The following is a 25052-nucleotide window of genomic DNA, read 5'->3' as shown; positions in this document are numbered from 1 at the left end:
CATTTAGCGTGTCTTTAACAAAAAAGAAAAATAGTAAAGGATAATTACGATGGTAAGGAATAATAAGTTTAATCAGTTGTCATACGCGCTCTATTTAAAGTACCCCTGTATTTTGGCTGGGCTACTTTCCTTCAATGCATTTGCTGATTGTACCGATCAGGGCGGCGTTATTTCAGAACCGACAAGTATGTCTTGCACAGTCTCAGGTGATGGAAGTACTGTAACTGTCGACAGCGTTGACACCAATTACATTAGATTTAATGGTAAAGATGAACAACTGCTGGTTAATTCTGGCGGTAAAATTGATGTTAATGATAGTACTAATCCGGCGGTACTTTTCCGGAATCTGTCTGAAACCACCTGGCAGTTAACCAATAATGGTACTATTTCGAATAGTGGAAAATCTGCAACGGCTCACACCATTTTATTTGATAGTGGAAATAGCTCGCTGTTACATGTTACTGCGACAATTAATAATAATGGCACAATCTATTCAGAACAGACAGAAGGCATATATATACGTAATAATACAGGCAAGGTGAATATAAATAACAATGAGTCAGGTATTATTACAACAGGTGAAAATGGCAGCAGAGGCATTTACCTTACTGCTAATGCTGATGCAGTGGCTGAAATTAACAATAAAGGTAGTATTTCTGTAAAAGGCGATAATGCAATAGCGATTGACTCTTCGGATTATTACTCTACTTCAATTCGAAACTCCGGCACGATAAGCACCACTGGGGTGACCGCTATTAAAACTGGCGGGGAAGACGATCAGTTGATACTTGAGTCAACGTCTGTCATTCAAGGTGCTGTTGATTTGGGCGCAGGAAAAGACAGTTTAGTATTGGCTGGCGCCTCCGGAACTGGCACGCTCCCGGATATGTCAACCTATAAAAATATTGAAAATCTGACCAAAGATGAAGGCAGCACCTGGATTGTTAAAGGGGCAAGTAACGAATTTACCGGCGGGACTACCGTTAAAGCGGGTAATTTATTCCTCGGTGATGATAACAGTAAATTAACCAGCAATGTGACCATTGAACAGAGTGGGACATTTGGTGGCTATGGTTCTGTTAAAGGGGACGTTACTAACAGCGGTACGCTTGTTCTTGCCAGTGCAGCAAAAGGCTTTGAAGGCGGCGCAATGTCCAACTTCACGATTAACGGTAATTATACCGGTAATAATGGCAATCTCGTGATGAACATGGCGCTTAATGACGATACCACTTCTACCGGTAGCAAACTGATTATCACAGGTGATACGAAGCCTGGCACCACGGCTGTAACCGTTAATAATGTGGGTGGTAATGGCGGTCAGACAGTTGAAGGTATTGAAGTTATTGATGTCGGCGGGGCTTCAGATGGTACCTTCACTCAGAATGGGCGTATTATCGCAGGGGCATACGATTATTACTTAGTGAAAGGCAGCACCAGTGCGCCGACTGATGGTAACTGGTATTTGACCTCCAAACCGTCGGAAACCCCGGCTCCAGATCCTGAACCCACGCCGGACCCGGATCCAACGCCGGACCCGACTCCAGCGCCTGCACCAACACCAACACCAACACCAACACCAGCACCAGATGCTCCGCCTGTACGTCCTGAAGCGGGATCTTATCTCGGCAACCAGACTGCGGCCAAAGACATGTTCATGAGCACCATGCACGATCGCATGGGCGAGCAAAATCTTACCCAGAGCCTGGCATCAGATGACGTTATGCCATCAACATGGATGCGTGTTTCCGGTTCTCGTACGGAAGGGCGCGCCGCCGGAAGCATTGACCAGAGTACGGATACCAGCATGTTCCAGTTAGGTAATGACATTACCACCTGGTCCTCTTCGGGTTCAGATCGTGGTCATGTTGGTTTCATGTTTGGCTATGGCTATGCCAAAACCGATTCTCATTCAGCCGATTCGAAGGCAGGCACCCGTAACTCTACCGGTAAAGCGAAAGGTTACAACGTGGGTCTATACGGTACCTGGTATGCTGATGCAAAAAGCATGAAAGGCCTGTATATCGATTCTTCACTTCAGTACTCCTGGTTTGATAACGAAACCCAAGGCGAGCAGCTTGCTACGGAAAAATATGACAGTGATTTATGGCAGGTCTCCCTCGAAACCGGGTATGCGTTCCAGGTTATCGATAACGCCGATAAGTCATTGTTCCTCGAACCTCAGGCTCAGGTGATTTACTCATCAATGAATACCGATGATTTCCATGAGCAAAACGGTACCTGGATTCATGACGCGGATTCCGACGGATACACCACTCGCCTGGGTATGCGTATGTTTGGTCGCACGCTGAAAGATACCACCGCTGTGGAGCCGTTCATTGAAATGAACTGGTGGCATGATACTGCTGCTAATTCTCTGAAACTGGACGCGGACAAAGTGTATAGCGATACACCAGCCAGCTACTACGAAGTGAAAGGTGGAGTGGAAGGTAAAATCAATAATAACTTCCATTTCTGGGCCAACGTAGGCTATCAGACCGGTGAAGATGATTACAGCCAGGTCAGTGGTATGGTGGGTGTTAAGTACATCTGGTAAGTAAAAAGCAATGATAAAATCCGGGTGATGATACCCGGATTTTTTTTGTGTTACACAAGTAAATTTGCAAAAAATCATTGGGCTTAATACTTTTGTTGTGGAGAGTTCGACCCTAAACAATAAAAGGTGAATCAATGCGTAAGCAACTTATTGCAATGTTAGCGGTGTCGTCTGTGCTGTTCAGTGGTGTGAGTATGGCGCGGGATCTGGATGAAGACATGGAGATCCTCAACGACAATCTTAAACTCGTACAAAAAACCGATAATGCCAGCGAAATGAAAAACGCGCTGGAAGCCATGCGTGCTGCGGCGCTGGACGCGCAAAAAGCGACGCCGCCGAAGCTGGAAGGTAAATCACCGGACAGCCCGGAAATGAAAGATTACCGCCACGGTTTTGACGTACTTGTCGGCCAAATCGACGGCGCGTTGAAGCTGGCGAACGAAGGTAAGGTGAAGGAAGCACAGGCCGCGGCGGAAGAGTTTAAAACCACCCGTAACGCCTACCATAAGAAGTATCGTTAATCGTTAACATCCGGCCTGTTGCGTGTTGCAGGTCGGATAAACCGATCGTATTGTCATTCGGCATTGATCATGAATCCATAAGTAAACGTAATACCCGTCACATTTCATCATTAATCACACCAATGTAATTGTTCTCAGTCGTGCCTCTTTTTCATTTTTATCGTGCGAGGCGTATCACACTTTCCCAGCGATAAATCATCAAAACCGCCTTTTCTGTGGAACAGATCACTGTTGCCACTCGCCTTTCCACTTCGAAGTGGAAAACAACTCGCTACAAACTTTTCACCCTCACCGTTAGTTTTAACCCAGAGCCATTAACGGGGTAAGACGAGTGAATAACGGAGCAGTAATGAACGACATGGGGGAGCAGGTGACGCAGATTGGTGAACTGGCCGATCGCATGCTGGCGCAAGTGTATGCCTTGCTGCGTGAGCACAACATCATTCCCAACGCCGTACAGGAACAAATGCTGACGTCTCACGTTCGCGCCATGGCGCACCGGTCAGTGACCGGCGAGCCTTTGCCGGAAGTGGAAGCCAGTTTGTTTGATGAAATTTCAGCCGATTCAATGGCGCTTGCCCGCGACGTGGTCGCAGCGTTTGGCAACCTTCCCGAGGAAGAAGCCTGGCTGCTGTCCGTCCACTTTGAAGTCGCGAAAGACAACCTTTAAGGAGCAACAACATGGAACAAATTACAGTCGTGATTGGCGATCGTCTGGGTAAAGGCCAGAAAGTGGCGGCAGGCGTTGAGAAAGCGGGTGGCCGTGCGGTCGTGGTGCCGGGCGTTGCCGCAGATATGAAACTGGGGGACGTGATGAAAGCGGAAAACGCCACTTTCGGCATCTCCTTCTGCGGCAGCGGCGGCGCGGGTGCGATCACCGCACAAAACAAGCATGGCTATAAAGCGAAATACGGCATGCGCTCTGTGGATGAAGGCGTAACGGCGATCAACGAAGGCTGCAATGTACTGGGGTTCGGCTTTATGGATAAAGAAGAGCTTGGCGAGCGTCTGGTTCAGGCGTGGCAGAAGAAATACGGCGCGTAAGTATGAAAGAACAATTCACCACAACGGTGAGAGTCACCGGTAAAGGCGAAGCTAAAGCGCGCGCCTTTGCCGATGCCCTGAACCATGTTCAGGCCGCGGTCATGAAGGCATCGCCGCATATCTTATTGCGTATTGAGCCACAGGAAGTGCAGGTTGTTCAAGCGCGTGAAGCGGTGCGTAAAGAGGCGTTCTTATTTTTCTTTTTGCGCCGGGAAAGACGCACATACAGCGTGGAGCTGGATGTGACCGTCAACGTGACAGCCATCAATCTGGACAAGGTGGATTTTGTCTCGCAACGCTGATTCTTGTTAAGAAGGCATAACTATGTTCCTGATAATTTTAATAAAATCGCTCATCATCGGTGCCCTCGTTGGCGTAGGTGTGGGTGCTGGGGCTGCACGCATGTTTCATGCGCCTACCACACAGGGGATGGGCGCGTTTCGTACTCTGGGGGAACTGAACTCCTGCGAAGGGGATCCGGCCTCTCACTTCTCCTTCGGTCTGGGCTTTTTCTTCAACGCCTGGGCTTCTTCCGTTGCGGCGGGATCGTTCACGCAGGACGTGGATCACCGCATCATCCCTAACTGGGGCGCAGCAGCGCTGATGATCAAAAACCGCAACGTCGGTGAAACGCTGCACGATCCGAAAAAAATGGCGATTGCCTGCGGCATCATCGGCATGATCGTCGTAACCTTCCTGAATCTTACCGCTTCTTCCGTACCGGAAGCCTTACAGGTGACCGCCGTTAAGGTGCTGGTCCCAGCGGCAAATCTGCTGGTCAATACGGTGATGCCAGTGATCTTCTGGCTGGCGGCCATTGACGCGGGTAAGAAATCTGGCTTCTGGGCGACCGTGTTTGGCGGCGCAGCGCAGTTGATCATGGGTAACGCCGTACCGGGTCTGGTACTGGGCATCCTGATTGGTAAAGGCGTGGAAGAGAGCGGCTGGAACCATGTGACCAAAGTGATGATGGCGGCCATCGTGCTGTTGTTCGTCCTGAGCGGCTTCTTCCGTGGCTTCGATATGAAGATGATCGAATCCTTCCACATGACCGTGCCGAACTGGCTCGAACTGATCCACAACTCGCTTAGCGGCAAATAACGGAGGCCACAATGGAACAGAATAAAGGTTTTTGGTTTGCCGACTGGTCGTTCCCGATCTTCGTTGGCCTGCTCTCTTCCGGTGTATTTGCCGGGACACACATGTACTACCTGTACGGGATTGGCGCGTTCAACGAAGTGGCTTTCGTCGCCATGTTAAAGGCGGGGATTGATACCGGTTCCTACGGTGCGGTCGCGGCGTTTGGCGCCAGCTTCCTGTTTGCCCGCATTATCGAAGGTTCCCTGGTGGGGATCCTGGATATCGGCGGCGCGATTCAGACCGGTGTGGGTCTGGGGGTTCCGGCGCTGCTGTTGGGCGCGGGCATTATCTTCCCGGTCGAGAACTTCCTCGCATCCCTGGCTACGGGTCTGGCGATTGGCCTGGCGATTGGTTACGTCATCATCCTGGCGCGTAAATTCACCATTAATCAGAGTGATTCCACCTACGGGGCGGATGTGATGATGGGGGCTGGTAATGCCTCGGGCCGTTTCCTCGGTCCCTTAATCATCCTCAGCGCGATGACGGCATCTATTCCCATTGGCGTGGGATCTCTGGTTGGCGCCCTGCTGTTTTACATCTGGCAGAAACCAATCACCGGCGGCGCGATCCTTGGCGCGATGATTTTAGGTTCTATCTTCCCGATTGCGATTAGCTGATTGCCTGATGTTGAGCGCTTATCAGCCTTACGGATAAGCGCGTTTTTGTAGGCCGGAGGCAGCGGTACGTCGCCATCCGGCAAAAGGAAGGAGAGAGACATGTTTGATTTACTCCTGCGCCGTGCGCGTCTGGTTGACGATACGGTCTGTGATATCGCCCTGAAGGACGGCAAAATCGCCGCCCTCGGCGAAATAAACGACCCGGCGGCAAAAACCGTTGATCTCCAGGGTGAGTGCTATGTCAGCGCTGGCTGGATTGATTCCCACGTTCACTGCTATCCCAAATCCCCGATTTATCATGACCTACCCGACAGCGTCGGGATTGCCACGGGCGTGACGACCGTGGTGGATGCGGGCAGTACCGGCGCCGACGATATTGATGATTTTTATACCCTCACGCGCGATGCCGCGACGGATGTTTATGCCTTACTGAATATCTCCCGCGTCGGGCTGATTGCGCAAAACGAACTGGCGAAGATGGCGAATATTGACGCCGACGCGGTGAAACAGGCGGTAAAACGTTACCCGGATTTTATCGTTGGCCTGAAGGCGCGGATGAGCAGCAGCGTGGTGGGGGAGAATGGCATTACGCCCCTGGATCGCGCCAAAGCGATGCAGCAGGAAAACGGTGATTTACCGCTGATGGTTCACATCGGTAATAACCCGCCGGATCTGGATGAAATCGCAGAGCGCCTGACGGCAGGCGATATCATTACCCACTGCTATAACGGAAAACCCAATCGCATTCTGACCCCTGAAGGCGAACTACGCGCTTCGGTGATCCGCGCTCTCCAGCGCGGCGTGCGTCTGGATGTGGGACATGGCACCGCCAGCCTGAGCTTTGCGGTGGCGAAACGCGCCATCAGTTTGGGCATTCTGCCGCATACCATCAGTTCAGACATTTACTGCCGCAACCGCATCAGCGGCCCGGTGCATTCACTGGCGAATGTGATGTCGAAATTCCTCGCTATCGGCATGTCGCTGCCGCAGGTGATCGACTGTGTCACGGTCAATGCCGCTGAGAGTTTGCGCCTGAAATCTAAAGGCCGTCTCCAGCCAGGTCTGGACGCGGACTTAACCCTCTTTACGCTGAAACGCCAGCCGACTGTGCTGGTGGATGCCGAAAATGACAGCTTACAGGCTGAAAAACTGCTGGTGCCGCTTGCCGCAATTCGTGCAGGCAAGGGCTATATGACCGAACAAGGGAGCGCGGAATATGCCTTCGATTTTTGATAAATACCATTTAAAACAAGTGATTAATACTTCAGGCCGCATGACTGCGCTGGGCGTCTCTACGCCGCGCCCGGAAGTGGTAGAAGCGGCGATGGCCGGCATGAACCAGTACTTTGAGATGAAAGATCTGGTGAATAAAACCGGCGAATACATCGCGAAACTGCTGGACGTGGAAGGCGCGACGGTCGTTTCCTGTGCGTCTGCCGGTATCGCCCAGTCGGTGGCGGCGGTACTGGTCAAAGACAGCGACTGGCTGCTGGAAAACCTGCATGTGACGCCGATTGAAAATAACGAAATCGTGTTGCCAAGAGGCCACAACGTCAACTTTGGCGCACCGGTTGGCACGATGGTGGCGCTGGGTGGCGGCAAGCTGGTAGAAGCCGGTTACGCCAATGAATGCTCTGCCGCACAGTTGACTGCTGCCATTACGCCGCGCACGGCGGCAATCCTTTACATCAAATCTCACCACTGTGTGCAAAAAAGCATGCTCAGCGTTGAACAAGCCATGGTGGTGGCGCGTAAACACAATCTGCCGCTGATCGTCGATGCGGCGGCGGAAGAAGATTTGCAATGCTATTACCGTGCGGGGGCGGATCTGGTGATTTACAGCGGGGCAAAAGCAATAGAAGGCCCGACCAGCGGGCTGGTTATCGGGAAAACCCAGTATGTCGAATGGGTGAAACGCCAGACAGCAGGCATTGGCCGGGCAATGAAAGTGGGTAAAGAGGGCATTCTCGGTCTGACCTGCGCCATTGAACGCTATCTGCATGCACAAAAAGAGAGCGGTGCGGAGATGGTGGAAAAAATGACGCCGTTCATTGAGGCGCTGAATGCGCTTAACGGCGTGACCGCTCGCGTGGTGTGGGACAGCGCCGGACGTGATATCGCCCGTACCGAAATTAAATTTGATGAAGCTGTGACCGGCATTGCCACAGGTGAACTGGTCGAGGCGCTCAAACAGGGCGAATACGCGATTTACTTCCGTGGTTACAAAGCCAACGAGGGAATTATTGAAGCGGATGTGCGCAGCGTGGACCGCGCACAACTGGACATTGTGGCGCGTCGTATTAATGATGTGATTAATCAGGAGAAAAAAGCATGAAACTGACTCCGAACTTTTACCGCGATCGCGTCTGCCTGAATGTGCTGGCCGGTTCGAAAGAGAATGCTCGTGACATTTACGAGGCGGCGGAAGGTCATGTGCTGGTTGGCGTACTCTCCAAAAATTACCCGGACATCGACAGCGCAGTGGCGGATATGCGCGACTACGCAAAGCTTATCGACAATGCGCTTTCCGTGGGGCTGGGTGCGGGCGATCCAAACCAGTCGGCGATGGTCAGTGAAATTTCTCGCCAGGTACAGCCGCAGCACGTCAACCAGGTGTTTACCGGCGTCGCCACCAGTCGGGCGCTGCTTGGGCAGAGCGACACGGTGGTAAACGGCCTGGTATCGCCAACCGGTACGCCAGGGAAAGTCAAAATCTCCACTGGACCGTTGAGCAGCAAAGCGCCGGACGGCATTGTACCGGTCGAAACGGCCATCGCGCTGTTGAAAGATATGGGCGGGAGCTCTGTTAAATACTTCCCGATGGGCGGTCTGCAATGCCGTGATGAATTTAAAGCGGTCGCGGAAGCCTGCGCGCGTCATGATTTCTGGCTGGAGCCGACCGGTGGGATCTGTCTGGAAAACTACGCGGAGATCTTGCGCATCGCTCTCGATGCGGGCGTCAGCAAAATCATTCCTCACATTTATAGTTCTATTATTGATAAGGTAAGCGGGAACACGCGTCCGGACGATGTGCGCCAGTTGCTGGCTTTGACCCGGGCCTGCGTAGGTTAATAAAACGAGGAGAGTAACGTGCGATTCCCCAACCAACGTTTGGCGCAACTGTTTTCTATGTTGCAAAACGAGACGCTGCCGCAGGACGAACTGGCGCAGCGGTTGTCGGTCTCCACGCGTACTGTTCGTGCCGATATCACTGCGCTCAACGCCTTGCTGACTCAGCACGGCGCGCAGTTTATCCTCAGCCGGGGCAACGGTTATCAGCTCAGAATCGATGACCCGGCAAGCTACCAGACACTACAATCACTACAGCCCAGCGCGCTACGCATTCCGCGAACCAGCCAGGAGCGCGTGAACTATCTGATGGTGCGCTTTCTGACCTCGGCCTTTTCGCTCAAACTCGAAGATTTAGCTGATGAATGGTTTGTCAGTCGGGCGACGTTGCAAAACGACATGGCGGAAGTGCGTGAATGGTTGCAGCGCTATCACCTGACTCTGGAAACGCGTCCGCGACATGGCATGAAACTGTTCGGCAGCGAAATGGCGATTCGCGCCTGTCTGACCGATCTGCTGTGGACGCTGGTGCAACAGGATCCTGCAAATCCGCTGGTGACTGAAGAAGCGCTGTATGCCGGGGTTCCGTCGCAGCTTCAGCCGATTCTGGAAGAGATTTTCAACCGCTTCCATATTCGTCTGACTGACGAGGGGGAGCTATTCTTGCGCCTCTATTGTGCGGTTGCGGTGCGCCGTATCAGCGAAGGGTTTCCGTTGTCGGAATTTGCCAACGAAGAGGTGGAAGAAAACGTGTGCCTGGCGGCACGTGAAATTGCCGGAGTGATCCAGCACCTGGCCAATCATCCGCTTTCCGCGTCGGAAGAGAACTGGCTAAAAGTCCATATCGCGGCGCGGCAGGTACAGGAGATCGCTCCCAGCGCAATCAATGCCGATGACGAGGAAGCGCTGGTCAATTACATCCTGCGATTTATCAATATGCAGTACAACTATAACCTGCTGAATGATAAGCAGCTTCATGCCGATCTGCTTACCCATATCAAAACGATGATCACCCGGGTGCGCTATCAGATCATGATCCCAAACCCGCTGCTGGAGAACATTAAGCAGCATTATCCAATGGCATGGGACATGACGCTGGCGGCGGTCTCCAGTTGGGGCAAATATACCCCTTACGCCATCAGCGAAAACGAGATCGGTTTTCTGGTGTTGCACATCGGCGTTGGGCTTGAGCGTAGTTACAACATCGGCTACCAGCGGCAGCCCAAAGTCCTGCTGGTTTGTGATGCGGGAAATGCGATGGTGCGGATGATTGAAGCCGTTCTGGCGCGCAAATACCCGCAGATTGAGATTGTAAATACGCTGACCCTGCGCGATTACGAGCAGCGGGAGAGCATTGCTGAAGACTTCGTCATTTCTACCGCGCGGATTGGTGAAAAAGACAAACCGGTCGTGCAGATTGCACCATTTCCCACCGACTATCAGCTTGAGCAGATCGGTAAACTGGTGCTGGTGGACAGAACTCGTCCGTGGATGCTGAATAAATATTTCGATGCTGCCCATTTCCGCATCATTGAGGGGGAAATGGAACGTGAGACGCTGTTTAAAACGCTATGCGACCAGTTGCAAAGTGAAGGGTTTGTTGACGCTGAATTCCTCGACTCGGTGGTGGAGCGTGAGGCGATTGTCAGCACCATGCTCGGCGACAGCATCGCGTTGCCGCATGCCCTCGGACTGCTGGCGAAAAAAACGGTGGTCTATACGGTACTGGCTCCTCAGGGTATCGCCTGGGGCGATGAAACCGCACATGTGATCTTTTTACTCGCCATCAGTAAAAGCGAGTATGAAGAGGCAATGGCCATCTACGATATCTTTGTGACGTTCCTGCGTGAACGCGCCATGTCACGACTGTGCGCCAGCCAGAATTTTGCTGAGTTTAAAGCTGTCGCGATGGAGTGCGTGAGTCGTTTTTGAGTCATACGTATTTGAAGGGCGGAGAGCAGATGCAGCCCGCCATAGTACTTATCGCAAATGGTGAACAACCTGGTTGCTGCTGCCGCGCCAGATCAGCGCCGGGTCTTTCAGATCCTGCACAAACTTACCGTCGACTAATACATTAATGAGATCCACCACCTGCATTTGCGCGGCGTTGAGTTCATCTAAGGTATAGCCGGTCCACACCCAGATATCTTTACCCGCACATTCAGCGCGAATGCGTTGCACCAGCTTCAAAATATCCGGAACGTTTTGTGGATGGAGTGGATCGCCACCGGAAAGGGAAATGCCCTGACGATGGATACGCGTGTCGTTGAGATCGTTAATGATCCGGTCTTCCATCTCTTTTGTGAACGGCTGCCCCGAATTCAGCCGCCAGGTGCTTTTGTTATAGCAGCCGGGGCACTCATGCACACACCCTGAGACAAACAGGGTGCAGCGTGTACCGGGGCCGTTGACGATGTCGACGGGGTAATACTGATGGTATTGCATAGAGGATGTCCAGAAAGAATGTAGGCCGGATAAGGTGCTTGCACCGCCATCCGGCAACATTGTGGTGCCTGATGGTGACGCGATTGCGTCTTATCAGGCCTACGACTTTTGCAAACAGACGATTAGCCGATCTGCCCATTCCCTAAATGCTTAACGCGACGCTTCACTTCTTCTTGTTTCCCGGCGTTAAACGGACGCGCATCCGGGCTGCCCAGATAGCCGCAAACACGGCGGGTGACGGACACGCGCGCCGCGTCGTGATTACCGCATTTCGGACAGGTGAAGCCTTTGCTGGTGCATTCGAACTCACCGGTAAAGCCGCACTCGTAGCATTCATCGATTGGCGTGTTGGTACCGTAATACGGCACGTGCTGATAGCTGTAGTCCCAGACATCTTCCAGCGCTTTCAGGTTGTGCTGAATGTTCGGATATTCGCCATAGCAAATGAAGCCACCGCTCGCCAGCGGCGGATACGGCGCTTCGAAATCGATTTTGTCGTACGGGTTCACCTTCTTCTCCACGTCGAGGTGGAAGCTGTTGGTGTAGTACCCCTTATCGGTGACGCCTGGCACGACGCCAAACTCAGCGGTATCCAGACGGCAGAAGCGGTCGCACAGGTTTTCACTCGGCGTGCTGTACAGACTGAAGCCGTAGCCGGTTTCCTCTTTCCACCGATCGACGGCCTGACGCAGACGCTCAACGATAGCGATGCCTTTCGCGCGAAGCTGCTCGCTGTCATAAAGATGCTGATTGCCAAACAGGGCGTTGATGGTTTCGTGGATACCGATATAGCCCAGAGAAATGGACGCACGACCGTTTTTGAAGATCTCCGACACATCATCATCTGCTTTCAGACGCACACCGCAGGCGCCTTCCATGTACAGAATAGGCGCGACGCGCGCTTTAACCCCTTCCAGACGGGCGATACGGGTCATCAGTGCTTTACGCGCCAGCACCAGACGATCGTCCAGCAGTTTCCAGAATGTGGCTTCGTCGCCACCCGCTTCCAGCGCGATGCGCGGCAGGTTAAGGCTGATTACGCCGAGGTTGTTACGGCCATCATGAACCTGCTCGCCGTTCTCATTTTCCCACACGCCGAGGAAGCTGCGGCAGCCCATCGGGGTTTTGAACGAGCCGGTCACTTTCACGACCTGATCGTAGTTCAGAATGTCCGGATACATGCGCTTGCTCGCGCACTCCAGCGCCAGTTGCTTGATGTCGTAATTCGGATCGCCAAACTTATGGTTCAGGCCGTCGCGAATAGCAAACACCAGTTTCGGGAACACGGCGGTTTTGCGATTTTTGCCCAGTCCGGCAATACGGTTGCGCAGAATAGACTGCTGAATCAGGCGCGATTCCCAACTGGTTCCCAGACCGAAACCAAAGGTGACGAACGGTGTCTGGCCATTAGCGGTGTGCAGCGTGTTGACTTCATATTCCAGAGACTGGAAGGCGTCATAACACTCTTTCTCCGTCCGGGAAAGCGCGTAGCCATCGGCGTCCGGTATCTGCCACTCTTCGGCGGTTTTACGGTGTTTTTTGAAGCTGGCGGTAACGAACGGCGCCAGCACTTCATCAATACGGTTAATAGTGGTGCCGCCGTAAATATGGCTGGCGACCTGCGCGATAATCTGTGCGGTAACTGCGGTGGCGGTAGAGATCGACTTCGGCGGTTCAATCTCGGCGTTACCCATCTTAAACCCTTGCGTCAACATGCCTTTCAGGTCGATCAGCATACAGTTGAACATCGGGAAGAACGGGGAATAGTCGAGATCGTGGTAGTGAATATCGCCACGCTCGTGCGCCTGCACCACATCACGCGGCAGCAGATGCTGGCGGGCGTAGTGTTTCGCTACGATACCAGCCAGCAAATCGCGCTGGGTTGGGATCACTTTACTGTCTTTGTTGGCGTTTTCGTTGAGCAGTGCGGAGTTGGTTTGTTCCACCAGACCACGAATTTCCTGGTTCAGGCGGCCACGCTTCTCGCGCTGAATATCACGGTCATGGCGATACTCGATATAGGCGCGCGCGAGCTGCTTATAAGGACCCGACATCAACTGGTTTTCAACCGCAGTCTGGATCTCATTAATATCGACCTGACTGCGTTCATTCATCTGGCTGCTAACGACTTCTGCGACGGTGGCGCAGTAATCTGCGTCATCGACTCCCGCTGCTTTAGCTGCACGCAGAATGGCTTCTTTGATGCGCTCTGATTTAAACGGCACTTTACAGCCATCTCGTTTCATCACATGCGGTGTCATGATCACTCCATAATATGTAAAAACAGGTTATCCACAGAGGCTGGGGAAGCGAACATTGATTTATTCGTCTATCTTGCCAATGACTTCCCGCAATCCAGACCCACGTTATCCACAATTACACCGTTTCAGGGGTGTTGTTGTTGTAGCAATTGTAGTTGATTAATACAACATATTGGGTCGGCCTGCATTTTAAGTTCTATATATAGTGATTTGCATCAAAAGTGTTTACGATTTTATTGATGTAGCGCAAAGTAAAAACCAGAGCGTACAGATGGCGGGCACTTTAGCGTGTGTAAATTTTTAGAGAAAATTCTGATTAATTATTCAACAAAAACAGCAATCTAAATAGAGCAGATCAATTCGCCCGGAAATCATCCAGACTCCGGGCGAAAAATGTACAACGTGCTATTTTTGCAACCACCAGATAGCTTCATAAGGGCGCAGCGTCATTGCTGTTGGCTGTGGCGAGACTTCACTGTAGTTGTGCATCAACAAGTGCCACTTGCCGCGACACAGCTCCGGATGCCACGCCTGGCATTCGCCGCTCAGGTTGGCAACCACCAGCAGAGTCTGTCCCTGCCATTCCCGGCGATAACACCAGATATGCGGACTCTCCGCCAGCAGATCCTGATAATCTCCCCAGGTCAGCACTGGTTCGGATTTGCGTAGCGCAATCAGACGTTGATAGGTGTAAAACACCGAATCATGATCGCCCAGCGCGGCAGCGACGTTGATGTCAGCCGCGTTATCGCAGAGGTTTATCCACGGTTCTCCGTCGCTGAACCCGGCATTTTTACCGCTGTCCCACTGCATGGGGGTGCGACTGTTATCCCGTGATTTACTGGCGAGAATTGCCAACAGTTCATCAGCATCGCGCCCTTCAGCCCGCAACGCCGCGAACATATTATGGCTTTCCACATCGCGATAATCGGTAATCCGGGCGAAGTGCGGATTGGTCATCCCGATCTCTTCGCCCTGATAAATGTAGGGTGTCCCCTGCATGCCGTGCAGCACCATCGCCAGCATTTTCGCTGCCGGCACCCGATATTCCCCTTCGTCACCAAAGCGTGACACGATGCGCGGCTGATCGTGGTTACACCAGAACAACGCATTCCACGCGATATTGTGCATTCCTTGCTGCCAGTGGCGGAACAGGGTTTTCAGCGCGACAAAATCAGGCTGCGCCAGCGTCCATTTCTCACCGCCAGGATAATCCACCTTCAGATGGTGAAAGTTAAACGTCATCGACAGTTCGCTGCCGTCCAGTGCGGCGTAACGCTGGCAATGTTCCAGCGTGGTGGAGGACATCTCGCCGACGGTCATCAGTTTGCGCGGCGTGAAGACGTCCCGGTTCATCTCGTGCAGAAATTCATGCGCGCGCGGCCCATCGGTGTAGAAACGGCGACCGTCTCCGTCCAGGTCGTTGGGGAAGTTCTGATCTTTGGAGATCAGGTTGACGACGTCCAGGCGCAGACCGTCCACACCACGATCGGCCCAGAATTCACAGACTTTCTTCAGTTCAGCGCGAACGGCCGGATTTTCCCAGTTCAGATCGGCCTGTTCCGGCGCGAAAAGGTGCAGATAATACTGCTCGCTTTGCGCATGCCATTGCCAGGCATTGCCGCCAAACTTGGAACGCCAGTTATTGGGCGGCGTGTCTGGCGTGCCATCGCGCCAGAGGTAAAATTCGCGGTATGGACTCTCTTTATCAAGCGCTTCGCGAAACCAGGCGTGCTGCGTGGAGGTGTGGTTAAACACCATATCAAGAATGATGCGAATACCGCGGGCTTTTGCCTGTGCGACCAGTTCGTCGAAGTCATCCAGCGTCCCATAAGCGGGGTCGATGGCGGTGTAATTAGCGACATCGTAGCCGTTATCCACCTGCGGTGAGATATAGAACGGTGTTAGCCACAGGGCATCGACTCCCAGCTTTTGCAAATAGTCGAGGCGTTGCGTTATGCCGCGTAAATCACCGGTGCCGCTGCCGGTCGTATCCTGAAAACTCTTGGGATAGATCTGGTAGATGACGCCGTTTTGCCACCAGTGGGGAAAGGGATTCATAGTTAATTCCTGGTTATGCGAGGGGCGCAAGTGCGCCCCAAAGAAAGTCAGACAATCTGTAATGTGCCCTGGCGGTACTTACGCTGATAAACAAACGAAGTCAGAATAATCGGGATGACAATGGCGATGACCATTGCAACGGCGTAAACCTGCCAGTAAGTCGGTTGAATCGAGAGGATACCCGGTAAGCCGCCGACGCCGATCCCGTTCGCCATCACGCCGTACAGGCCGCAAAGCAGACCGGCAAGGCCGGAACCAATCATCGCGCAGAGCATCGGGAACCGGTATTTCAGGTTGATACCGTACATGGCCGGTTCAGTGACACCCAGATAGGCAGAGATCGCAGCAGGTACGGAGATTTCACGCTCGTTATGTTTACGGCTGGAGATAATAATACCCACGACCGCAGACGCCTGGGCGATATTGGAAAGCGCAATCAGCGGCCAGACCGGTGTCCCGCCCATGCTCTGGATCATCTGCATGTCGATGGCGAGTGTGGTCTGATGAACGCCGGTGATCACCAGCGGCGCATACAGGAAGCCGAACAACGCCGCGCCAACAGGGGCGAAGCTCCCGGTCATCAAATGTCGAACTGCAAACGCCACGCCGTCGCCAATCATACGGCCAAACGGTCCGATCAGCGCATGAGCGAGGAAGACAGCGAGAATCAATGAACACACCGGAACCACCACGAGGTACAGGTAATCCGGCACAATGCGTTTCAGGCGCGTTTCAATAAAGCCCAATGCCAGACCCGCCAGCAGCGCCGGGATCACCTGTGCCTGATAGCCCACTTTGGCGATGCTGAACAGACCAAAGTTCCACACTTCCGGTACCTGCTGCCCCAGCAGATAGGCGTTCATTAATTGTGGGGAGACCAGCGTGACGCCAAGCACGATACCGAGGATCGGCGTGCCGCCCATTTTCTTCACCGCAGACCAGCAGATGCCGACCGGCAGATAGAAGAAGATGGCTTCACCTATCAGCCACAGGAAGTCATAGATTGTTTTCAATGCCGGATACATTTGCGCCAGCGTCTGGCCGTTGCTCATTGGCAAGTCGCCAATCACATTGCGAAAGCCCAGGATCAAGCCTCCACTGATCAGCGCGGGCAGGAGCGGGAAAAAGATCTCCGCGAAATGGGAGATGAGCTGCTCATGCCATTTCATGTTCTGGCGAGCCGCTTTTTTCGCCTGCTCTTTATCGGCGTGCGCCTGGCCGGTGGTCGCCAGCAGCGCGTTATAATAATCACCAACCTCTGTGCCAATCACCACCTGGAATTGACCCGCGTTGGTGAAGCAGCCTTTAACCATTGGTAATTCTTCGATTTCTTTCGGTCTGGCATTGGCTGGCTGATTCAGCACAAAGCGCAGGCGCGTAATACAGTGACTCACCGTGGCGATATTCTCGCGCCCGCCTACCAACTCTATCAGCCGATCAATATCCGCTTGTTTTACTTTGCTCATCATGAAGCCTCATGGCGATGACTGTGAAAAAGGGTGTTACTGGAATGGCGACAGAGTATCTCTGCAATGAAAATTTAAAAACGGGAACGTTCCCGAAACGCAGCGAAGATCACAAATTATCGTTCAGAAAGCGATCAGATAAAGCTCAGGAAAGCGTGGAAGGAATGACGATCTGGCGTAGTTCGCTACGTCCGTTGATCTGCTCGATCAGCTGCGAAGCCGCCTGGCGTCCGGCTTCGGCGTAACCGGGATCTACGGTGACTATCTCGGGATGCAGGAACTTCATCAGCGGCGTGTTGCCCACACTGGCGAGTTGAAGATTGCCGATCCGCTGTTCCTGTAAATACTTACTGGCACCGAGGGCAAGGGTATCGGTAGCGCAGACCAGCGCGCTGGTTTCCGGTGTAATCACACTGGGAGCATATTCATAGCCTTGCTTCATCGCCAGGCCTGGCAGGGCTGCAACGGGATGTAACTTGTGCTGTTTGCAAAAGGCGAGATAAGCATCATGGCGGCGCTTCCCGGTCGTGACATCGCTGTGCGGTATGCCGAGGAAACTGATATGCCGGTGTCCCCGATCGTAGAGGCGCTGCATCAGGATCTTGATTGCCCCGTCATCGTCATAACAGACAGAGGCAAAGCCATTGGCATCCCGCGCCAGCAACACCAGCGATGCCTGCCACGGGGTAATCATTGCATTGGTAATACCGGTAAAACCAAACAGCACCACGCCGTCAATATTACGGCGTTTCAACATGCCCAGGTGCTCTTCCACTTTATCCGGGGAAAACTGGCTTTCCATCATGATGGGATCGTAGCCCTGCTCATAAAACACCGGCAGCATCGTCTGTACGGCAAGGTTCTCTGACAGGGAGTCGAGACGGGTCACAATAATTGCGACCACTTTATCGCTTTGTCCACGCATGGCGCGCGCAGAACGAGAAGGAGAAAAACCGTGCTGATTCATCACCGCTTCAACGCGCTCGCGAGTCCGATCACTCACGCCGCTTTCGTTGTTCAGTACGCGGGAAACGGTAGATTTTCCCACGCCGCTTAAGCGGGCGATGTCTTTGATTGTCAGACGATTTTGCATCCTGTTTTCCCGTGGTGTGCCATAAATGATGTTAAGAGAGTAACTTTACTTATTGAAACCGCAATGGGCAAAGTCTGCTTTATTCGCGGCCTAATCGCCGGCAGTTATTATACTGTCATCCATGCCATGAATATCATGATCTGTGGCTTAAATCATTCACTTACCGGATGTTTTATGGATCCCGATCCTACCCCTCTCCCGAAACGGAGAACCCTCTCTTTCCGGTAAGCCTTTCGCTGTCTTACCGGTGGTGTAAGACCGTGGCGCATTAACGTCCCTGTTTAAATTATGTGACCCGTCAGGTGCGGCTTTGCCGCGCCTGAATAATTTTTCTGCGCCCGCTTTGTTGGTGCGGAAGGACTGCCTATGCTTAAAAATATTATCCGTCATGGTAATGGTGGTGAGAATTGCACAGTCGTTCTCGCCCCTGGCTAGCTATTTGTGACTGCAGGTGTTGCCGCTGAGCTACTTCTCGTTGCTGGTGGGATACATGACGATAACACAGTTAATGACAGTTTTTTATAGCCGTCGTTACTGCTGGCAGTAATATTTGAATTAACTCGAGTTATGTAAGGATTAATATGCCTGTTTCACTTATAAAACTGGCGACAGGACGGAAACAGCCCTGGAGCATTATACCAGGACTGTTCCGCGCCTTTCTATTTTAAAGATATTGCTGGGTAATTATTTGGTGCCTACTTTAATAGCGCTGGCTCTATTATCAAGCCAGGATACATCACCATCAATATTATAAATCCTGGCAATATCAATTATACCAGTGCCTTCAAATGCTTTAACACCGCCAGCGTAATAGTTATCCTCATAAAGATAAGCATATTCATTTCCTAAAACCAGAAGTGAGGATGTTCTGTCATTGTGTTCAGGACCAAAATTAGGATCATCGGCGTAGAAATAGGTCAGATAGGTATCACCGAACTGATGATCATAAAGGACAACAGGTTCGTTTCCATAACCATCATATTGAAGTTTGAACTCATAAAATGAGCATCCGCAGAGTTCATTAATATTTTCAAAAAGCTCAAATGAATAACACTGGTCATTCATGTTAATCCCACCCCAAGAGAAATCAGTATGGATATTACTAGGGAATGCCCCTATTGTTTCGCTAAAATCAATAAGTAATGATGAGGATGAGCCATTCCCGATAGTTAATGTTTTACCGGAGAAATTAGCTTCGCTATACATGATAACTTTTGTCTGAGGCGGTAGGAGGACCGAAGAAAATTTATTTTCGAATCCTGTTCCTGACAGGTTTTCGATATTTTGCGTGGTTGAAAAAGATTCACCTGTACCATTAGGTTCAACGTAAAAAACGACAGGGGTGGAAATATTATTGATATTTAAATTGTTACTTTTCATACAAGATTACTCGATTGTGGATTGTTTGGGAAATTATTTAAATACTCGTCTTGCGTTGAGTGAGTAATATTTTGCATTATTATACTGTAGGATTTGTGACGCTCATCACTAAAGATATTTCAACCTGTGCATATTTTGCCGAGAGCAAATGCATATTTTGCTGATTTAAATTAATATGATTATGTTATGGAGATATTGTTATTAAAATGCACTATGCGTGATAAAAAAAACTTATTCAGATAATAAAAAAGCCAGTCTTTTAGCTCGACTGGCTTTTCACTTTAACGCACTGATAAATTAGCGACGAATGGCGATCGCTTCAATCTCAATCTTCACATCTTTCGGCAGACGTGCGACTTCGACACAGGAGCGCGCCGGGAAAGTCGCGTTGTGCTCGGTGAAGAACGCTTCGTAGGTGGCGTTGACGGTTGCGAAATCGTTCAGATCTTTCACAAATACGGTCGTTTTCACGATATCGCCTACTTTCAGGCCTGCTGCTTCGACGATAGCCTTTACGTTTTCCAGCGACTGACGCGCCTGTGCAGACACATCTTCCGGAACGCTACCGGTTTTTGGGTCAACCGGGATCTGGCCGGAAGTGATGATCATGCTGCCCAGATCTACGCCCTGAACATATGGACCGATAGCTGCGGGTGCATTTTCCGTCGCGATAGTTTTGCTCATGATTTCTCCTGAAGTACAGCGGTAAAAGAATTTTCCCAGGTATTATAGGTAGCCAGGAATTTATAACCAACCCCTATTAATTGGCCAGCACCACATAATGAGAAAACTCTTTTTCACAGTATTTGCATTTGAGCGCAATGTCATCTACGCGCTTTTTCACTGCAAAACTGGAAGAAACCGGCTCTGCATGGCTAATGCAGTTACTGTTCGGGCAAACCAGTACGCTGTCGATGCGATCCGGCAGGCTGGGGCGCGATTTACCCACCACTTCGTAATTGTCGATACGGTTGACCGTGGCCTGCGGCGCGTACAGCGAAAGCTGGTTCACCTGTTCGGCCGTCAGGAACGTATTCTCGATTTTGATCAGATCCTTGCGGCCCATTTCGCCAGAAGGCAGGTTAAGGCCGATGGTGATGCGCTGGTCAGTTTCGGTCAGTTTAAACAGGGTCAGCAATTTAAAACCGATCTGCGCGGGAATGTGGTCGATTACGGTGCCGCATTTGATGGCTTCAACCTGTAGTTTATTGTCGTGTGTCATTTTGTTTTCTCCCCTTACAGTGCCAAATCGCGTGTCAGAACCAGTGCCAGTAACGCCTGGCGGGCGAAAATGCCGTTGCCAGCCTGCTGAAAATACCAGGCATGAGGCGTTTTATCGACATCAGTGTCAATTTCATCAATGCGCGGCAGCGGATGGAGCACTTTCATGTTTTCCCGGGCCCCGGCCAGGTCGCTGGCGCGCAGGACAAACTGGGCCTTCACGTTGGCGTATTCCGACGGATCCAGGCGCTCTTTCTGTACGCGGGTCATATAAAGAATATCCACCTCCGCCATCACCTCTTCGATAGACGCGTGCAGGCTCCAGGCAATGCCTTTTTCGTCAAGCATATCGAGAATGTACTGCGGCATCGCCAGCGCGTCCGGGGCGATAAAGTAGAAACGGTTGCCGTTAAATTTCGCCAGCGCCTGCGTCAGCGAATGAACGGTACGGCCATATTTCAGGTCGCCGACCATCGCCACATGCAGGTTATCCAGACGCCCCTGCGTTTCCTGAATGGTAAACAGATCCAGCAGCGTCTGGGTCGGGTGCTGGTTAGAACCGTCGCCGGCGTTCAGTACCGGCACGTTACCCGAGAATTCGGTCGCCAGCCGCGCTGCACCTTCCTGTGGGTGGCGCATCACGATAGCGTCAACGTAGGTGCTGATGACGGAAATGGTATCTGCCAGCGTTTCGCCTTTTTTTCCCAGCGAGGTGTTGGCGCTGTCGGAAAAGCCAACCACGCTGGCACCCAGGCGGTGCATGGAGGTTTCAAACGACAGGCGGGTCCGGGTCGACGCTTCAAAGAAGCAACTGGCGATCACTTTATGTTTGAGCAGTTCCGGCTGCGGGTTCGCTTTTAATTTCGCCGCTGTCGCCAGCACCAGATTAAGGTCGTCTCGACTGAGGTCGTTTATGGAAATGATGTGTTTTTGATATAGCGGGTTAGCCATGTTTATCTCCTGACGCCTGGGCAAAAAAAAAGCCCCTCATTTGAGGGGCTGGGAATAGGTTAGCAACGGAAAGAAAAACGGCAGGCCTGCGTCTGCTTTCAGACGCGGTAAGACAGAATGTCGTACACACTGGACCATACTTCCTCCCGGCAAATTGTCCGCGATTATACTCAGCTTCGTTTGTTGATCAAGCAAAAAATGCCTGTTTTATTCAACGCAAACGGTTTTAATGAAAACTAATTCATTTTTAGTAAGTAATTAATCTGTTTGTGGACAAGGCCGGTACGCTGAACAACCCGTGGTGCAACCCAGACAATACTGCTACCTGCTATCACCCCCAGGATTTCCGGTAGAGCGTGGTAATCCAGGATTCTGGCGACGGCGCGGCCATATCCGGCAACGGTATGGATAAGGATAAATTCACTGTTGTGCTCCACACTCACCACCATTTCCGCAATCGATCGGGCGGCATCGGGTGCAGGGCGCAATTGCGGATTGACGGAATAAATTTTTTGGCCTTTCGTATTTCTAATTTTTATGACGCCCAACATTTTTAACAGGCGCGACACCGTGGACTGACTGATGCTTTCAAAGCCATATCCCTGGAGATCGCGACGTATCTCCTCCTGAGACAGGTAACTTTTTTCGGTAATCAGGCGCTGACAGACCGCCAGTTGTTGCTGCTCTTTGGCGGAGTAATCATCGTATTCCTTCATAAATGCACCTTCTTCTTATCATTCGAAAGCTACAGCATGGCGCCCGCGCTCAGAACGACCATGTTAAGCACTGTCAGAATCAGTAGTAGCGGCGCGACCCACTTCAAATAACGCACATAAGGAACTCGGGCAATCGCCAGGCCGCCCATGACGACCGCAGATGTAGGGGTAACCAGATTCACAATCCCGGACGCAGACTGATATGCTGTAACCACCAGATCCCTTTGCACATGGGCGAAATCCGCCAGTGGCGCCATGATCGGCATCGTCAATACCGCCAGCCCGGATGAAGAGGGCACCAGGAAGGAGAGCAGAACTTCCAGCCAGTATGTGACGTTGATGAAAATAGTGGTTGAGAGACCGGAGACCAGATTCTCTGCACTGTGCAAAATGGTATGGGTAATCATACCGTTATCCATCACTACCACAATGCCGCGAGCAATACCGATGATTAACGCCACGCCGAGCAGATCGCGTGCGCCATCAATAAAGGTGCTGGTAAATGCCTCTTCTCCCATTCGGGCAATTAGCCCCACTACGATCGCCGCTGCGAGGAAAACACCGGAGATTTCGGCCATCCACCACCCCCGAACAGCCACACCGTAGATCATGATGGCGAAAGAGGCGGCGAAGATCAGGAGGATTACTTTCCGTGTCGTGGTGAACGCAAGCATCGTGCTGGAACGGTTGCCAAGAAAATAGTCACGGTTTTCCGCCATTTTATCTGCCACAACCGATAACTCCGGATGACTGCGGACTTTACGGGCGTAACGCATGACCCAAACTACACAGATGAGGTAGCCGACAATCAACAACACTATGCGCATCAGCATCCCCTGAGTGAATGGGATCCCGGCGGCGTTAGCGGCGATCACCGTTGCGAACGGGTTGATAGTTGAACCCAATGTACCAATCCCGGCGCCAAGTAATACGGTGGCGGCGGCAACCAGTGGATCAAACCGGGCCGCCATCATCACGGGCACCAGCAGCGTGTAAAATGGGAGTGACTCTTCCGCCATGCCGTATATCGTTCCACCAGCGGCAAAGAGCGCCATCAGAATGGGGATCATCCACTCCTCTTTGCCATTCAGCCTGACCGTAACGCGCTCGATACCGGCATCAATTGCGCCAGTTTTGTTCACCACGCCGAGAAAGCCACCGATGATCAGAACAAACAGCGCCACATCGATCGCACCAGCGGTGTAGGTTTCGTGGTTGTACAACCCATCAATGGGGGCCAGCAAAACGGCGGTGATCCCCTGTGGATGCGCCTTTGTTGGGGCGTAAGTCCCTGCGACGGGAACCTCTTTACCCAGCGTTGGGTTCATCGCCATTTCATACTTGCCCGCGGGGATAATCCACGTCATCAACGCGACCAGGGCAATGAGAATAAAAAGGATGGTATACGCAGTGGGAAATTTAAATTTGCCCATGTTGTTCTCTCCAGATAACACGGGCACCTGTCGCCAGCGACCGATGCCCGGTGAGGGTTAGTCCCCGAGCGTTGCCACCATGACGGCTTTGATGGTGTGCATGCGGTTTTCCGCTTCGTCGAACACAATGGAGTGCGCGGATTCGAAAACCTCTTCGGTCACTTCCAGCCCTTTCAGGCCATAAGCGACTTCGATTTCTCGTCCGACTTTGGTGTGCTCGTTATGAAAGGCGGGCAGGCAGTGCATGAACTTCACGTCAGGGTTGCCCGTGGCGTCGATGACCTTCTGGTTGATCTGATAAGGCGTCATCAGGCTGACGCGCTCAGCCCAGGCCTCTTTCGGTTCGCCCATGGAGACCCAGACATCGGTGTAGAGAAAGTCCACGTCGTAGACGCCTTCGTCCACATCGTCCGTAAGCGTGATGCGTGCTCCGGTCGTGCTGGCGATTGCGCGGCACTGAGCCACCAGGGTTTCATCTGGCCAGAAAGATTTAGGCGCGACCAGGCGAATATCCATGCCCATTTTTGCGGCACCCACCATCAGCGAGTTGCCCATGTTGTTACGCGCATCACCAAGATAGGCGAAGCTCAGTTCAGGCAGCGTTTTTCCTGGGGAATGTTCCAGCATGGTCATCAGGTCCGCGAGGATCTGCGTGGGATGGAATTCATCTGTCAGACCGTTCCACACCGGCACTCCGGCGTATTTGCCCAGTTCTTCCACAATCTGCTGGCCGAACCCGCGATATTCGATACCGTCATACATCCGCCCCAGCACGCGGGCGGTATCCTTCATTGACTCTTTATGCCCAATCTGCGATCCGCTGGGGCCGAGATAGGTCACCTGCGCGCCCTGATCGAATGCGCCAACCTCAAAAGCGCAGCGAGTGCGGGTGGAGGTTTTTTCGAAGATCAGCGCGATGTTTTTACCGGTCAGCATCTGCTTTTCGCGTCCGGCTTTTTTAGCTGCTTTTAGTTCAATGGCGAGATCGATCAGGTACTGGATCTCCGCCGGGGTGAAATCGAGCAGTTTGAGAAAATTGCGATTTTTCAGTGAAATAGCCATCAATGTATCCTTGGT

The 25052-nt window shown here is 52.1% G+C and carries 23 protein-coding genes and 1 pseudogene; 11 read left to right on the top strand and 13 right to left on the bottom strand.

Annotation, left to right across the window (positions count from 1 at the left end; translation table 11 throughout):
• Positions 1–49 precede the first annotated feature (49 nt).
• The 11 genes from WB371_RS13455 (at position 50) to WB371_RS13405 (ending at position 10880) form a co-directional block, all read left to right on the top strand.
• Positions 50–2557, top strand: a complete 2508-nt coding sequence (locus WB371_RS13455) for an autotransporter outer membrane beta-barrel domain-containing protein (protein ID WP_336220571.1) — start codon at positions 50–52, stop codon at positions 2555–2557.
• A 134-nt stretch (positions 2558–2691) separates the two neighbouring features.
• On the top strand, positions 2692–3078 hold the full coding sequence (cybC, locus tag WB371_RS13450; protein ID WP_336220570.1) for a cytochrome b562: 387 nt from the start codon (positions 2692–2694) through the stop codon (positions 3076–3078).
• Positions 3079–3409: 331 nt separating this feature from the next.
• Positions 3410–3748, top strand: coding sequence for a glycine dehydrogenase (locus WB371_RS13445; protein ID WP_336220569.1), 339 nt, complete (start codon positions 3410–3412; stop codon positions 3746–3748).
• An 11-nt stretch (positions 3749–3759) separates the two neighbouring features.
• Positions 3760–4122: an SFCGS family glycine-rich protein gene (locus WB371_RS13440; protein WP_000435389.1), complete on the top strand. Its 363-nt coding sequence runs from the start codon at positions 3760–3762 to the stop codon at positions 4120–4122.
• 2 nt (positions 4123–4124) lie between these two features.
• Positions 4125–4424, top strand: a complete 300-nt coding sequence (locus tag WB371_RS13435; RefSeq protein ID WP_336220568.1) for a DUF4312 family protein — start codon at positions 4125–4127, stop codon at positions 4422–4424.
• A 22-nt stretch (positions 4425–4446) separates the two neighbouring features.
• Entirely contained in the window at positions 4447–5223 is a 777-nt protein-coding gene (locus tag WB371_RS13430) for a DUF4311 domain-containing protein (RefSeq protein WP_042321636.1), read from the top strand.
• An 11-nt stretch (positions 5224–5234) separates the two neighbouring features.
• A complete protein-coding gene (locus WB371_RS13425; RefSeq protein WP_336220567.1) occupies positions 5235–5879 on the top strand; it encodes a DUF4310 family protein in 645 nt (214 codons plus the stop codon).
• 99 nt (positions 5880–5978) lie between these two features.
• Positions 5979–7112: an amidohydrolase/deacetylase family metallohydrolase gene (locus WB371_RS13420; protein WP_336220566.1), complete on the top strand. Its 1134-nt coding sequence runs from the start codon at positions 5979–5981 to the stop codon at positions 7110–7112.
• Entirely contained in the window at positions 7096–8214 is a 1119-nt protein-coding gene (locus WB371_RS13415; protein ID WP_336220565.1) for a DgaE family pyridoxal phosphate-dependent ammonia lyase, read from the top strand. Before WB371_RS13420 ends, WB371_RS13415 begins: the two co-directional genes overlap by 17 nt.
• Entirely contained in the window at positions 8211–8951 is a 741-nt protein-coding gene (dagF, locus tag WB371_RS13410) for a 2-dehydro-3-deoxy-phosphogluconate aldolase (RefSeq protein ID WP_336220564.1), read from the top strand. The genes WB371_RS13415 and dagF overlap by 4 nt, the downstream gene beginning before the upstream one ends.
• Positions 8952–8969: 18 nt before the next feature.
• Positions 8970–10880, top strand: a complete 1911-nt coding sequence (locus tag WB371_RS13405; RefSeq protein WP_336220563.1) for a BglG family transcription antiterminator — start codon at positions 8970–8972, stop codon at positions 10878–10880.
• Between the two features lie 48 nt (positions 10881–10928).
• Here the strand turns inward: WB371_RS13405 and nrdG are convergent, their stop codons facing one another.
• From nrdG to argF, 13 genes and pseudogenes are all read right to left on the bottom strand, one after another.
• Entirely contained in the window at positions 10929–11393 is a 465-nt protein-coding gene (gene nrdG, locus WB371_RS13400) for an anaerobic ribonucleoside-triphosphate reductase-activating protein (protein WP_336220562.1), read from the bottom strand.
• Between the two features lie 122 nt (positions 11394–11515).
• Positions 11516–13654, bottom strand: coding sequence for an anaerobic ribonucleoside-triphosphate reductase (nrdD, locus tag WB371_RS13395; RefSeq protein ID WP_336220561.1), 2139 nt, complete (start codon positions 13652–13654; stop codon positions 11516–11518).
• A 405-nt stretch (positions 13655–14059) separates the two neighbouring features.
• Entirely contained in the window at positions 14060–15715 is a 1656-nt protein-coding gene (gene treC, locus WB371_RS13390; protein WP_336220560.1) for an alpha,alpha-phosphotrehalase, read from the bottom strand.
• Between the two features lie 47 nt (positions 15716–15762).
• Positions 15763–17181 (bottom strand): PTS trehalose transporter subunit IIBC, encoded by a 1419-nt coding sequence (treB, locus tag WB371_RS13385; RefSeq protein WP_336220737.1) that lies wholly within the window; start codon positions 17179–17181, stop codon positions 15763–15765.
• Positions 17182–17326: 145 nt separating this feature from the next.
• Positions 17327–18274: a trehalose operon repressor TreR gene (treR, locus tag WB371_RS13380; RefSeq protein WP_336220559.1), complete on the bottom strand. Its 948-nt coding sequence runs from the start codon at positions 18272–18274 to the stop codon at positions 17327–17329.
• 684 nt (positions 18275–18958) lie between these two features.
• Entirely contained in the window at positions 18959–19654 is a 696-nt protein-coding gene (locus WB371_RS13370) for a hypothetical protein (protein WP_336220558.1), read from the bottom strand.
• Positions 19655–19951: 297 nt separating this feature from the next.
• Positions 19952–20338 carry a 2-iminobutanoate/2-iminopropanoate deaminase gene (gene ridA / locus WB371_RS13365; RefSeq protein ID WP_046094237.1) on the bottom strand — a complete coding sequence of 129 codons (387 nt, stop codon included), beginning with the start codon at positions 20336–20338 and terminating at the stop codon, positions 19952–19954.
• Positions 20339–20414: 76 nt separating this feature from the next.
• Entirely contained in the window at positions 20415–20876 is a 462-nt protein-coding gene (pyrI, locus tag WB371_RS13360) for an aspartate carbamoyltransferase regulatory subunit (RefSeq protein WP_042321682.1), read from the bottom strand.
• 14 nt (positions 20877–20890) lie between these two features.
• On the bottom strand, positions 20891–21826 hold the full coding sequence (gene pyrB / locus WB371_RS13355; RefSeq protein WP_336220557.1) for an aspartate carbamoyltransferase: 936 nt from the start codon (positions 21824–21826) through the stop codon (positions 20891–20893).
• A gap of 2 nt (positions 21827–21828) precedes the next feature.
• A pseudogene (pyrL, locus tag WB371_RS13350) lies at positions 21829–21964 on the bottom strand (pyr operon leader peptide).
• A gap of 98 nt (positions 21965–22062) precedes the next feature.
• On the bottom strand, positions 22063–22542 hold the full coding sequence (locus WB371_RS13345) for an arginine repressor (RefSeq protein ID WP_336220556.1): 480 nt from the start codon (positions 22540–22542) through the stop codon (positions 22063–22065).
• 29 nt (positions 22543–22571) lie between these two features.
• Positions 22572–23975 (bottom strand): YfcC family protein, encoded by a 1404-nt coding sequence (locus WB371_RS13340; RefSeq protein WP_336220555.1) that lies wholly within the window; start codon positions 23973–23975, stop codon positions 22572–22574.
• Positions 23976–24032: 57 nt separating this feature from the next.
• Positions 24033–25037 carry an ornithine carbamoyltransferase gene (gene argF / locus WB371_RS13335; protein WP_336220554.1) on the bottom strand — a complete coding sequence of 335 codons (1005 nt, stop codon included), beginning with the start codon at positions 25035–25037 and terminating at the stop codon, positions 24033–24035.
• Positions 25038–25052 lie beyond the last annotated feature (15 nt).

Origin of the sequence: Citrobacter amalonaticus (genome assembly GCF_037053465.1) — a bacterium.
In the GTDB taxonomy this organism is placed as follows: Bacteria; Pseudomonadota; Gammaproteobacteria; order Enterobacterales; family Enterobacteriaceae; genus Citrobacter_A; species Citrobacter_A amalonaticus_H.
The sequence above is the reverse complement of the archived record's forward strand: the minus strand, read 5'-3'. Positions and strand labels throughout refer to the sequence as shown.